The 13,730-nt window shown below is 41.8% G+C and carries 10 protein-coding genes; all 10 read left to right on the plus strand.

What is annotated here, in order from left to right; all coding sequences use genetic code 11:
• Positions 1 to 922: 922 nt before the first annotated feature.
• The 10 genes from ACLB09_RS18935 (at position 923) to ACLB09_RS18980 (ending at position 13,725) form a co-directional block, all read left to right on the plus strand.
• Entirely contained in the window at positions 923 to 1,375 is a 453-nt protein-coding gene (locus ACLB09_RS18935; protein WP_410771416.1) for a hypothetical protein, read from the plus strand.
• Between the two features lie 498 nt (positions 1,376 to 1,873).
• Complete coding sequence (locus tag ACLB09_RS18940) at positions 1,874 to 3,037, plus strand: cysteine desulfurase family protein (protein ID WP_410771417.1); 1,164 nt, start codon at positions 1,874 to 1,876, stop codon at positions 3,035 to 3,037.
• A 42-nt stretch (positions 3,038 to 3,079) separates the two neighbouring features.
• Positions 3,080 to 3,907 (plus strand): response regulator transcription factor, encoded by an 828-nt coding sequence (locus tag ACLB09_RS18945; protein WP_410771418.1) that lies wholly within the window; start codon positions 3,080 to 3,082, stop codon positions 3,905 to 3,907.
• A gap of 344 nt (positions 3,908 to 4,251) precedes the next feature.
• Positions 4,252 to 4,788, plus strand: coding sequence for a hypothetical protein (locus ACLB09_RS18950; RefSeq protein WP_410771419.1), 537 nt, complete (start codon positions 4,252 to 4,254; stop codon positions 4,786 to 4,788).
• A 14-nt stretch (positions 4,789 to 4,802) separates the two neighbouring features.
• A complete protein-coding gene (locus ACLB09_RS18955) occupies positions 4,803 to 6,647 on the plus strand; it encodes an ABC transporter ATP-binding protein (RefSeq protein WP_410771420.1) in 1,845 nt (614 codons plus the stop codon).
• Between the two features lie 167 nt (positions 6,648 to 6,814).
• On the plus strand, positions 6,815 to 8,446 hold the full coding sequence (locus ACLB09_RS18960; protein WP_410771421.1) for a formate--tetrahydrofolate ligase: 1,632 nt from the start codon (positions 6,815 to 6,817) through the stop codon (positions 8,444 to 8,446).
• 179 nt (positions 8,447 to 8,625) lie between these two features.
• Complete coding sequence (locus ACLB09_RS18965) at positions 8,626 to 9,981, plus strand: extracellular solute-binding protein (RefSeq protein WP_410771422.1); 1,356 nt, start codon at positions 8,626 to 8,628, stop codon at positions 9,979 to 9,981.
• 119 nt (positions 9,982 to 10,100) lie between these two features.
• The gene (locus ACLB09_RS18970) at positions 10,101 to 11,060 is read left to right on the plus strand and encodes a carbohydrate ABC transporter permease (protein ID WP_410771423.1); all 960 of its coding nucleotides are present in this window, start codon (positions 10,101 to 10,103) and stop codon (positions 11,058 to 11,060) included.
• The gene (locus ACLB09_RS18975; RefSeq protein ID WP_410771424.1) at positions 11,057 to 11,920 is read left to right on the plus strand and encodes a carbohydrate ABC transporter permease; all 864 of its coding nucleotides are present in this window, start codon (positions 11,057 to 11,059) and stop codon (positions 11,918 to 11,920) included. Before ACLB09_RS18970 ends, ACLB09_RS18975 begins: the two co-directional genes overlap by 4 nt.
• A gap of 83 nt (positions 11,921 to 12,003) precedes the next feature.
• Positions 12,004 to 13,725 carry a sensor histidine kinase gene (locus ACLB09_RS18980; protein ID WP_410771425.1) on the plus strand — a complete coding sequence of 574 codons (1,722 nt, stop codon included), beginning with the start codon at positions 12,004 to 12,006 and terminating at the stop codon, positions 13,723 to 13,725.
• The last annotated feature ends 5 nt before the right edge of the window (positions 13,726 to 13,730 follow it).

Here is a 13,730-nt window from a genome sequence, read left to right on the forward strand (position 1 = left end):
CAATCGTTTTTCGTCTAAATTCTTCAGTGTAATGTTTCCGTTTTTGTCCCATGTCACACCTCAACATTATTTCTTTTAGTTTAGCAGGTTCCATTAGAGGTGTGTCCACTTAATAGTCTAAGTCCAGTTTGAGCCATTTTAGCGGAAAAGTGTGAAATTAGCTGGAGGTTTTCCATCTAATTTAGGTCGGCAACCCATAAAGACAAAATTAACTGTAGAAAATCCAGTTAATGAGGCAAATCCAAAGTGTGTTAGGCCGGATCACGAAAGTTAGATGGAGTTATGGGAATTAGAGTTGGTAATCAGGGAGTATAGAAGTTGATGCATAGAAATTAGTGTATAGCAGCAGTATCAACACTGCCGCTATCCTCGTTGGTGCTCTTTTGCTATTCAGACCCTACAAACTAACTGGAAAACTTACAGTTAATTTTAGCGTAGATCCTCTTTTTGAGACAATTAACTGGAAAAGGTACAGCTAAGTCGGAGGGTTTGAGACATTTCAGCGGAAAAGCGCGAAATTAGCTGGAGGTTTTCCATCTAATTTACTCCGTCAGCCCATCCAGACAAAAATAACTGTAGGAAATCCAGTTAATTAGGCAAACCCAAAGTGTGTTAGGAAGGGGCCACGAGAGTTAGACGGAGTTACGGAAACTAGTCGGTAACCGAGGAGTATAGAAACTGGTGTATCGAAGTAGTATCAACACTGCCGATAACTTCGGTGGTGCTTTTTTTTGTGCTATATATCAGGACGGATATCATTTGTTGTTTAAATGAAAAATGAATAATTTATACAAAATCAGCGAAATTTCAAGTATATTATCATAATTTTTTAAATCTTGACGAAAAAAAGGAGATCCAAGTAAAATTATAGTAAATAATGTAATTAATAATATATATACCCTTTAGAGAAAGAAGGTAGAAAATGAGTAATTTTATTGGTGAAATCGTAGATTTCCCTCTGGGTAAATTATTTCCGGAAATAATACAGTTGCATCTTGATGATTTAGGAACAGATTTCTCATGGATTAAAAAAAATGGCAGAGGATCAATGATATTCTTTTATGGTGATTTCTGTTCCACTTGCAATACTCAAATCATTGAAGATATTAGTACCAGAGGATACGAAATAAATATTATTTTTTTCAACGTTACTTACTCGAATGCATTAACTACTCCCCATAAATTCAATAAGATTTCCTCATTGGGCGTCTCTGTTTATAGTATAAATCTTGAGTTTCTAGTAAGTGCATTAGGAATATCAATGGTTCCTAGTGTGATTACTATTGATTCCTACGGGAGGATAATAAGCGGTAGTATAATATCCAATTCTAGAAAAGTCGAAAAAATGGCGAAAAAAATATTAAAGATTTTATAGAAAGAAGGCAAAGGTATGCAAATAAACGGCCATCCGATGAGCAGGTCTAGGACAAGCAAAATACCCAGTACGATTCCCCAATTATTCCTTCATGATTGTAGAGATAATAGGATTCAAATTTCCCCGAACGGCAAATTTCAAGTCTTTTTTTTTATTTCACTTTATTGCGTACGTTGTATTGAATTTATCTCTGTCTTAAAAGATGTGAAGAAGAAGCTTGCGACAACAGACTTTGTAGTGTTCTCAGCCGGCGATAATAAGAGGAACGAACAAATGGTAAGTTATTTCAATTGGGACTTTCCGGTTATTTCTCTTCAACCAGATGATATGCTTAATTATTTTAACGTATCAACTATGCCGTATATGATTTATGTAAACAAAACCGGTGATGTGGAGATATCCGGCCTGGTTCACAGTGAACAGGAATTCTTGTCATATCTCGAAAAAATAAAATAGCATTTAAAGTTTCTTCAAGAAGAAATTCGATCGGGAGGAAATATGAAAAATTTATATTTTGATTATTGTGCATCTGCTCCAAGTTACCCCGAGGTAAATCAGCTTGTGTTTGATATTTCTAGTACTATATTTGGAAATCCCTCTTCAAATCATGAGCATGGGTATCAGGCAAAACAGCTTGTTGATCGTTCTAGAAAAATCGTATCCAGTATATTAAATGTGGAAGAGTCAGAAGTAATATTTACATCAGGGGCAACAGAAAGCAACAACCTCGCAATTCATGGAGTTCTTAATGTTCTAATGATCAATAATGTCGAGCAGAAACCTTTGCACGTTATTATATCGGATATTGAACATTCGTCGGTATATAATTGCCTTCAGTTGCTGGAAAATAAAAACCTAGAAGTTTCGTATTTACCAGTTGATTCGAATGGTATTGTTTCAGTTTCTTCCGTAAAAGAGGCAATTAAGGATAATACGGTTTTGATAAGCATTATGCATGTCAATAATGAAACTGGAGCTATTCAACCGATCGAGGAGATCGGGGAGCTTCTTAAAATGTATAAAGATATAGTTTTTCATGTCGACGGAGTTCAGGGTTTCGGAAAGGTGAAATTAGATTTAACTAACGTGGGGATGTATACTTTGTCTGGCCATAAAATAGGAGGTCCTAAGGGAACTGGGGTTTTAGTTGCGAAAAACAACATTGAAATTGCACCCTTATTACATGGGGGAGGGCAAGAATTTGGAGTTAGACCGGGGACGGTTAATGTTCCAGGTGTTGTAGGCTTAGCTGAAGCGATCAAAATTACAGACATGGCAAAAGAAGCGAGTATTAAAAAAATAATACTTCTAAATGCCTTTTTGTATACTGAACTTAAAAATATTCCTGAAATTGTGCTTAACAGTCCCCCATATCCATTATCTTCCCCACACATAATAAATTTCTCATACCCAGGAGTTACCTCCGCTTTTATTTTAAATTACCTTTCAAAACGGGGAATTATGGCTTCCTCCCAATCAGCTTGTTCCTCTCAAGAAAACAAGGCGAGTAGAGTTTTAATGTCCATTACTAAAGATGAAAGTATAGCTTCCAGTGGAGTCAGAGTTAGCCTGCATGAAACCGTTGATTTAGAAGATATAGAATATTTGGTACGGTCCATATCCGATATGATATGTGATTTGTCCGGTATGAGAATTGGATAAAGTAATTTTGCCATTCTATAAATTCCGGGGAGGTAACAGAATATGGCTATTATTTTGCTGAATACTGGATTAGCCTATTTGGCAGCATCCATAGTAATAAAGCTTATTGATAAGAAGTCTTTGATCTACAAATACTTCTCAATGTTTTGCTTGGGTATCTCTATAACTTTTTTCTATTACTTTCTGCGCCAATCGCATGGTTTGATTATGGAGTCCCTTTACTTTATTGGAGAATTATTAACTCTGTCAGCTTGTTTACTGTTTTCAAAAACCTATTGTCAGAAATCTTGGTCAATAAATAGGAATACCTTACCATTCATTATCACGATTGTTCTAGCGTCATTTATTTTATTCGTTCGGAATTATCATCTTGAACTTAGGTTTTTGGCAGCTCCCTTTTACTTTTATTCAATTTATATCTTGATAAAAACTTTTTGCAGTATTAAGGGGGCCGAAAAAGGGCGATTTGCGCTAACAAGCTGCATAATTATTTTCCCAGTAATAAGCTTCATTTTAAATCCGATTTTTATGGTATTTAAGGGATTTACGTGGAGCTGCCTGGTATCTCTTATGCTTTGTATCTCTAGTCTTGTTATATTTACATTTAACTTAAATAATACAGGTTTTATGAATCACAAAGTTACTATAACGGTAACGCGAATAAACGAATCCACTCCTGTTAATCTGACCGAACGTGAAATAGAGATTTTAAAATACATCGAAGGTGGACTTACGAATAAAACGGTAAGTGAACATTTATATCTTTCCGAGTCTACAGTCCGGAATCATATTACGAATATCAATCGAAAACTCTCGACTAAGAACAAAACAGAGGCATTGGAAAAAGCTAAAAAGTTAAATATTGTGTAGTCTAGGAGGTCCTATATCGGTGTTTGTGAGTATCGCCGGCAAAAGTCATGTGTGATGATAATAGTTGATTAGCTAATCAGAAACTGAGTAGAAACTCTAAAAGAAAGGAGGGAACAGAATATGTGTTATTCATATACTGTAACCGGGAGTACATGTACGGAGCCTTGGTATAATGATACAGGCGTATGGAAAGAAGAGTATACATGCTGCCCAAATGGCCCTGGCCAATACAAATGTGAATTGACTAGTTCATACTGTGATTATAACTGATTATTTTTCTTGAAAGGGGGCAAAATGCCCTCTTTCATTTTAATTTACATACGAATAGAGAAGGGATGGAGTTTATGACTTTTCTGCAGATATCGAATTACGCGTTATGGTGTTCAATGATATTCTTGTACTATTTGCATTTTAAAAAGGGGAAGTCATCTAGTGAAACGATTAACTATAATCAAGGCACAATAAGTGAAAGTGATCATGGCATAGATCGGGGACGTGATTTTCCGATTATGGAATTCATATCTAATGAAGGGAATAAAACTAAAGTTTCTGGTGAAGGTGAAAGTTTGGTTATCATTACCTCGGCATCCTGTTTGCCGTGTAATTCAGTTTATCGGTCTTTGCCCAAATTCACAAAAAAACATCCTGATACGAGGGTGGTACTATTTATGATTGGTTTAATAGAACAGATAAATCAGAAAATAATAGAAGAGAACATACAATTGCCAGTATGTCCGGTTCACCCAAAAGACTTGGATATATTAGAAACTAGGATTTTCCCTTTCGGGTATAGATTAAATGGTGCGGGCAAGGTCGTTTGCAAGGGGCTGGTCAATACCGATCTAGAGATGGTAAATATTTTGAATTGTAAAGGTATTTAATTGGAGGGTTGGACATGTCGGAATCGAGCATTTTTAGTTCGAACCGAATGAAGAAGATAAAAATTATTGGATCCTATTCAAAAAAAGTACTGGGACTCCTCTTTTCACTTGCACCAGGTTATTTGTTCCTAAATATTTTAATAAAGATTTTACAAGTACTTATCCCGTTATATCAAGTTTACTTAACAACACAATTAATAGATCGAATCGGACTTGTATTTCTTGGAAAGATACAGTGGGAACATGCTTTTATTATAATTCTAATACAAACTATGTTGACCTATTTGGATTATTTTTTAACAAATATTAACCGTTTATTTTTGATAATTATGTCCCAAAGAATGAGCTATTACTTTGACTATAACATTATTGTTAAGTCATCAAGTGTTCCTTTTCTTTTATTTGAAAAAGAGGATTATTATAAACAAAAGGAACTAACTCATGGACATTCCGATAGGGCGATTAGGTTTGTTAATAATTTGCTCGATATTATAAAAAACTTCATGACCATCCTAGGTTACACAGGTATTTTGATTTCAATTCACTGGACGTTAGTCTCCGGCATTATTATTACAGTGATCCCCTTTTTAATTTTAAATATGAGAATTAGCAAGTGGAAGTATGAACTAACATATGGGCAAACAAATAGTGTTAGAAGATCAAGTTTTTTAATGTCATTATTAACTGATCGTAATTCGGCGAAAGAAATCCGTTTATATGAGCTATTTCCCTTTTTATCTGCTAAATGGAGTAAACTTTATTGGGAAAGAGCCAGGCAACTAATACAATTAAATAAAAAAGTAACTTATGCAACCATGGGAATTGATGGATTCCGAACCGTTTTGGGATTCATGGTCTCCGGATTGTTACTATGGTTGGGGGTTATTGGAAAAATGACAATCGGGCAGTATGTTGCACTTCCTCAAGCTATACTCAAAACCCAATCCAATATAGAAAGTATCGCTACTAAATTTTCTGGAATTTATGAAGATGCCATGTATATTAAACATTATTTTGAGTTTTTAGACTTGCCCGAAGAAAAGACAGAGGCTCAAATTCAAAACTTTGAAGTTCCTCTGCAACAAGGAATATTAGTCAAGGATTTAAGTTTTTCATATCCGGGAAATCCGGTCGCGTTAAACGCCATATCTTTTAGTATAAAACCAGGGGAAACAGTAGCTATAGTCGGAGAGAATGGATCCGGGAAAACCACTTTAATTAAGTGTTTGCTTGGACTATACAATAGTTATGAAGGAGAAATTCATTACAATGGCATTGAACTCAAACAGATTAGAGTTTCGTCATTACGGAGGCATGTATCTGCAGTGTTTCAAGATTTTGTACAGTATCCGTTAAGTGTAAAAGAAAATATAGCATTAGGGGATACGGATAAAATTAATGACAATGATTTAATAATGCGTGCAGCGGAGAAATCAGGTGCTGACCAATTTATTCGGTATTTAAAAAATGGTTACGATACAGACTTAGGTCCTTATTTTACCGGAGGGCAAGATATTTCTTATGGGCAGTGGCAAAAAATAGCAATAAGCAGAGCCTTCATGAGGGATGCTGAGGTTTTAATTCTGGATGAGCCAACTGCCTCATTGGATCCAAAAGCGGAAGAGGCGATCTTTGAAAGACTTATGGATATCTCTAAAGGAAAAACCTCAATTTTCATATCTCATCGGCTCGGAAGTTGCCGCAAAGCTGATAGAATTTTAGTTATGCAAAGAGGTCAACTGACAGAATCCGGAAGCCATGAGGAATTGATGAAATTAAACGGAGAATACGCTCAAATGTTCTATAAACAAGCTAAATGGTACGGAAATGAAATAAACTATAGTTCAATTAGCATTTAATTACTATTTCAAGACAATTAAAAATAACACGCTTCTAATCTCTTTTATAACTTAGGGATAGTAACTTCCTTATTTCCGTCACGCACATACAGAGGCATCTCATGTACAATAAGAGTTGTGTCATTTACATAAGGTTGACGGACTAAATTTGGAGGTAGCTTGCGGGAATGAGACCAATCTTGGAAGTAGCCGGATCGTTTGGGATACCGGAACATTATCTGGAACTGTACGGCAGATATAAAAGCAAACTTGATTTGAGTTTAGCGAGAGATTTGAAGGATCGTCCGGATGGTAAATTAGTGCTGGTGACTGCGATGAATCCGACGCCTGCGGGAGAAGGAAAAACGCTGACGACGATTGGTCTTGCTCAAGCGCTCAATGCGATAGGCGAGCCGACCATCGCCGCGCTGAGGGAACCGTCGCTTGGTCCGTGTTTTGGCATGAAAGGCGGTGCCACGGGGGATAATCAGGCACGATTGATGCCTTCCGAGGATATTAATTTGCATTTTACCGGCGACCTGCATGCGATCACTTCGGCGCACAATTTATTGGCCGCGATGATCGACAATCATATATTCCAGGGGAATCGTCTTCAAATTGATCCAGGACGCATTGTATGGAAGAGGGCCATGGACATGAACGACCGCAGCCTCCGTCAAATCGTAGTAGGAGTTGGCGAGGGAAACGGAAGTGTACATGAATCCGGCTTTATGATAACGACGGCCTCCGAGGTGATGGCAGTGCTATGTCTCAGCGAGGATCTTCAAGATCTCAGGGAGCGTCTAAGCCGTATGGTAGTGGCTTACAATATGGCTGGCGAGATAGTTACGGCATCGCAGATCGGCGCGATCAACGCGATGACCGTGCTGCTTAAAGATGCGGTCAAACCGAATCTGGTGCAGACGTACGAAGGTACGCCGGCAATCGTTCACGGCGGGCCTTTTGCGAACATTGCCCATGGCTGCAGCAGCGTCATCGGTACCAAAACCGCGCTGAAGCTCGCAGATATCGTCGTAACGGAAGCTGGATTCGGAGCAGATCTTGGTGCGGAGAAATTTTTTGATATCAAATGCCGGCAAGCCGGATTAAAGCCGGATGCTGCGGTATTGGTGGTCACGGTTAAGGCGCTGAAATTTAACGGAGGCGTCGCTAAGACTGAACTTGACCGAGTGAATATGGAAGCTTTGCGAAAGGGCATGCTCAACGCAGCCAGGCATCTTGAGAATATTACGAAATTCGGTGTTCCGGTGATGGTGGCGATTAACCACTTTGCTAACGATGCGGAGGAGGAAGTTTCGTACATTATGGAGGAATGCCGCCAGTTAGGTGTTCAAGCGGAAATTTCCGATGTATGGGCAAATGGAGGCCGGGGCGGAAAGCAAATGGCGATGACACTGCGGGACATGCTCCAGCGGGAAGACGCCTGCTTCTCGCCGCTGTACCCCGATGGCTTAGACATCAAAGCGAAAATAGAAATCATCGTGAAGGAAATTTACCGGGGAGATGGCATTAAACTCACGCTTCAAGCCGAGACCAAAATCCGTGATCTGGAGCGCCAGGGCTTCGGTCATCTGCCCGTGTGCATGGCGAAGACGCCATATTCTTTTTCCGATCAAGGCAAACTGCTCGGGGCTCCGCATGACTTTACCGTCCAGGTTCGGGACGTGACATTGTCGGCGGGTGCCGGTTTTGTCGTCGTGCATACCGGAAATGTGGTTACCATGCCCGGGTTGCCTGAAGTCCCTGCGGCGGAGCGCATTCATCTCACTGAACAGGGTGAAGTGGCCGGATTGTTGTAGGGATTATCATGCTTAAAATATAGCCGATCTTTTCGCCTGCCAAGGGTGAGAGGATCGGCTTTTTATTTTCAATCATAAAAATTCCCACCATAAATCGCAATATTGCCTCCTCAAAAGTTCGAAGCGTTTCCATTAGACTGATAATGAAAATAAGAGTTTTAGAAAGGGGTTATTAAGCAATGAAGAGAACCAAACCTTGGGCAATTCTGCTGATAGCTGTTCTGATGATTGCTTCCTTGGCAGCGTGCGGAGGAAACAACAACAAAGCGGCCAACAACGGCGGAAACGCACCTGCTGCAACAACGACAAATGAAGGCGACAAGGCGAACGACGCTGGAACCGAACCGGCGGAAAAAGTCGAGCTTTCCTTCTGGTCGCTGGGAACGACGAACTATGAGGATCTCGCAAAGGAATACACAAAAGAGCATCCAAACGTTACGTTCAAGTTCCAAAATACGTCTGACCAAACTGCGCACCACAACAATCTGACAACTGCTTTGTCCGCTGGTTCCGGAGCACCTGACATTTTCATGCTTGAAATAGCCTTCATGGAGCGCTTTATCAGCAACCAAGACAAGTTCTATAACTTGTATGACCTTGGAGCTAAAGATATCGAAGGTAACTACCTCGATTGGAAATGGAAACAAGCTACTTCGGTAGACGGCTCCTTCCAATTGGGTCTTCCAACAGACATCGGTCCTACAGTAGTTTACTACCGTACGGATTTGGCTGAAACAGCCGGCTTGCCGACGGATCCGGACGGATTCAGTGCAGCGATCGATACTTGGGATAAATTCGCAACTGTAGCTAAGGACTTCAAAACCAAAACCGGCAAACCGTTTGCCGATTTGACGGACCTTGTTTACAACGGCTTGCGCGACCAATCTCCTGATCAAATTTATTTCAACAAAGAAGATGGCGCTTTCATTGGCGATACGAATGCGCAAGTAAAGAAAGCTTATGACTTTACGGTAAAAGGCATTCAAGAAGGTTGGATCGGCAACTGGGTATTGTGGTCCCCTGAATGGCAAAATGCCATTAACAAAGGCGACTTCGGCGTCATGCTCGGCCCTGCTTGGATGGCTGGTACGATCAGAAACGCTAAGGACTCCGCAGGAAAATGGCAAATTGCTCAACTTCCTGAAGGCGCCGGTAACTGGGGCGGTTCCTTCCTGACGCTGCCAAAAGAAGGAAAACATCCAAAAGAAGCTTATGAATTTATTTCCTGGCTCGTAAACAAAGAAAACCAATTGAAATCTTTCAGTGACAGCGGCTTGTTCCCATCAATTCCAGCTGTATACGATGAACCGGATTTCAGTTCGAAGCCTGACGATTTCTTCAACGGTCAAGTCATTGCCGAAGCCTATGCCAAATCGGCTGAACGCGTAAAACCGGTTTACTACGGTCCGCTTCATGACCAAACCGATACCATCATCAAAAATGCGCTCAAGAACGTCCTTGAGAAAAAAGCGGATCCGCAAAAAGAGTGGGATGAAGCTATGAAACAAATCAAGACGTTGGTAGAACGCAGCTAATCTAGAGAGTGCCAAGTTCAACGAAACATTCTCATAGCTAGATTCATTATCCGAATTCGCGGGGAGGCATCATCCCCCTGCGGATTCGGATTTATCAATTACTTCCTGGAGGTGCGTTCATGGCTGACACAGCTACAGCTAGTCCGGCCCAGCCGATCCCGGCGAAGCGGCGCTTTTGGACGGAGAAGAGACGGAGCCAGCTAACGGCTTATACGTTTATCTCGCCATTCTTTATACTTTTCGCCATATTTGGTCTGTATCCGATTCTGTTCACTATCTACTTGTCATTTTTCAAATGGGACGCACTGGGACCCATGAAATACGTAGGATTCAAAAACTACGATTTAATTACGAGCGATCCAACCTTTTGGATTTCTTTCAGCAACACGATCATTATGGCTCTGATGGGTACGGTACCGCAGCTGATTCTGGCGCTATTCGTAGCTGTCATGCTTAACTCGGCCTTGAATAAATTCAAGAATACATTCCGTATTTTATATTTCATGCCGAATATCACTTCGATTGTTGCCGTTACGTTGGTGTTCAGCACCATGTTCGGGAACAACGGGATGGTTAACTGGTTGCTCAATAGTCTGGGCCTGGATAGCGTTCCGTTCAACTCCGGTTGGTGGGGCGTCAAAATTGCGATTTCAACCATGGTCTTGTGGCGATGGATGGGCTATAACGCCATTATTTTCTTATCCGGTCTGCAAAGTATTCCGACCGATATCTATGAAGCCGCCAGAATTGACGGTGCCACACGAAGTCAGCAGTTGTTATACATCACACTTCCGCTGCTGCGGCCATTTATTCTTTTTGTTACTCTGACATCGACCATCGGCGCACTACAGCTCTTTACCGAACCTTATGTGTTCCTCGGCCAAGGCGGTACGGGTTCCACACGCCAGGAAGGGGTAACGATGGTTACTTATCTGTATAGCGAGGCATTCAGAAACGGGTTCTTCGGTACGGCGGCGGCTACGGCGGTCCTTCTGTTTATCGCCACAATTCTTTTCTCCGTGCTTAACATGTTGCTATCAAGCCGTATGGGCGGAGATACGGGAGGTAAAAAAGCATGAGTACTGTCGCAGTTAGAAGAAAAAAACCGGATGAACCGGGAATCGTAGGAAAAACATTTTTCTACCTCTTTATGATTATTGGCGCACTGGTTTCCATCTTCCCATTTTACTGGATGTTTGTGGTTGCGACCAACGATAAGGATGCGGCATTTCAAATTCCGCCACTATTGACGCCGGGACTGCATTTCTTTGACAATTTCTCACGCGTTCTGGAACGGACCGACTTTTTCCGAGCGCTACTGAATTCCGTGGTCGTATCTTCAGCGGTTACGGTATCTGTTGTTTTCCTTTGTACCCTGGCGGGGTACGCCTTTGCCAAATACGAGTTTCCTTTGAAAAATGTTTTGTTCGTTTGCGTTATCGCCACGATGCTTGTACCGGCACAATTGGGTGTACTGCCACAGTACGTCATTATGGCCAAGCTTCATTGGATCGACAGCTACAAAGCGTTGATCGTTCCGGCAATGGTGAATGCGTTCGGGATCTTCTGGATGAGGCAGTATATCTCTTCGGCGGTCCACTCCGAGCTTATCGAAGCCGGGCGCATCGACGGAGGCGGACATTTCCGGATTTTCTGGAACATCGCGATTCCGGTCGTAACTCCGGCCATGGCAACCCTCGGGATTTTGAATTTTATGAACGTTTGGAATGATTTCTTCTGGCCTTTGGTCGTGTTGAAAAATAGAGAGAATTACACGATCCAAATCGCATTGCAGCAGTTGTTCACCAACAAGGACGGCTTGGACTTCGGGATGATTATGTCGGCCACCTTTACGGCGACTTTGCCGCTGCTCATCGTCTTCCTGCTGTTCAGCCGCTGGGTGATTGCAGGCCTGACTTCCGGAGCTATTAAAAGTTAGGCGGACTTCATCATAGCAATACAAGGAAATAAGAAGCATAATGAAGAATAATAGAGATAGGAGATTGTGGAGGGAGGGCGCTAATGAAGCTCCGTCGGAAAATCTTGCTGGCTATTATTCTTCTTGTGTTTATTCCGGTTATTTTGATGGGCTCGATTTCGTATTTCAGCTTTTCCAATGCCATGGAGAAAAAATCAACCAACTTTTATTGGGTATCCTTGCTGGAAACGGACCGCAAGCTGAAATATGCTTTGAACGAAATCACGACCAACTCGAACTCGGCGATAACACAACCGGTCATTCAAGAGACCTTGAAGGAGCCTACATCTGTCGTCACCTACGACCAAAGGCAAGATATTAACAAATCAATAGATCACCCGATGATTAGCTCATTCGGACTTTATTCGAAAGACAAATTGATTTACCAATACAATGAAGTTATGACATTCGATTCGTTAAGCCACCAAAACTGGTATGAGGCGATGAAAGCCGCGGAAGGGCGTCCGATCTGGATCGGCCCCGGCGAAAATGGCAGCGCCTCCACGGGGAAGCCGGTTTTGATCCAGGCACGCATCGTTAAAGATTATTATTCGCTGGAAGATATCGGCGCCCTCGTGATTTACGTAAAGCCGGACATTTTGGATCAAGTGTTTTGGGATGCCGCCATGCTTAAACAGGGGGATATTTTGCTGGTCAATAAACAGGGGAATATCGTATTCGACAAATCTGGCGAGCATATTGGGGAACGTACGGAATTTCCTTTTCTGAACGATGTCGAAATGAACGGAAAAGGATATTATGTGGATAAATATTTGGGGGAAAAATCGTTGATCACTTATTTGCCTTCCCATAACAAGGACTGGTATCTGGTAGCGATTACCCCAAGCAAACTGATTAATTCGGAATCGAACAATATCCGCAATATTGCGGTGATTCTTGTGCTGGTTTCCTTGATTTCGGCGTTTTTGTTCGACCGTTATTTCGTGCGCAGACTGGTCCGGAGCATCATCGGCGCCGTTAACGGCATGAAGCGGGTGCAACAAGGGATTTTTGTACCCATTCCGCCCATGGTACGGGCCGAGGACGAGACCGACTTGCTGATGGACGGCTTCAACCGGATGAGCACGCAAATTTCCGAGTTGATCGAGCAGGTGCAGGTAGAGCAGGCACGAAAAAAAGAGGTGGAGTTACAGGCGCTGGTCGCGCAGATCAATCCTCACTTCATTTATAATTCACTGGAGTCGATTAACTCGATGGCTGTGCTTCAAGGAAACAGGGATATCAGTAAAATGGTGGTGTCGCTGGGCAAGCTGCTGCGGATCAGTATCAGCGAAAATCAGCAGTTGATTCCGTTATCCATGGAAATGGATCATGTCCGGCATTACTTGGATATCCAGAAGTTCCGGTTTGAAGACAAGTTTTCCTATCAAATCGAAATTCCGGAATCACTGAAGTATTACAAGACGCAAAAGCTTATCGTACAGCCTATCGTCGAAAATGCGCTTTATCATGCCATCGAACCTATGGAGGGCAGAGGCTTCATTTCGATTACCGCCCGGGACGGAGAAAGGGATATTCTAATCGATGTCATGGACAATGGTCCGGGGTTTGATCAGGAGACTCTGATGCATCTGTGGAGCAAGGATCGCAGCAACTTGAAGAAATACCGGGAGAACGGCGTTGGCCTAAAAAATGTCCATGAGCGGTTAAGCATCCGATTCGGCGGTTATTACGGCATCATGATATGTTCTTCCCCCGGCTTCGGGTCCATCATCCGAATCCGAATTCCGAAGATCATTACTTAATGGGG

Source organism: Fontibacillus forbon (genome assembly GCF_046559655.1).
GTDB lineage: Bacteria > Bacillota > Bacilli > Paenibacillales > Paenibacillaceae > Fontibacillus.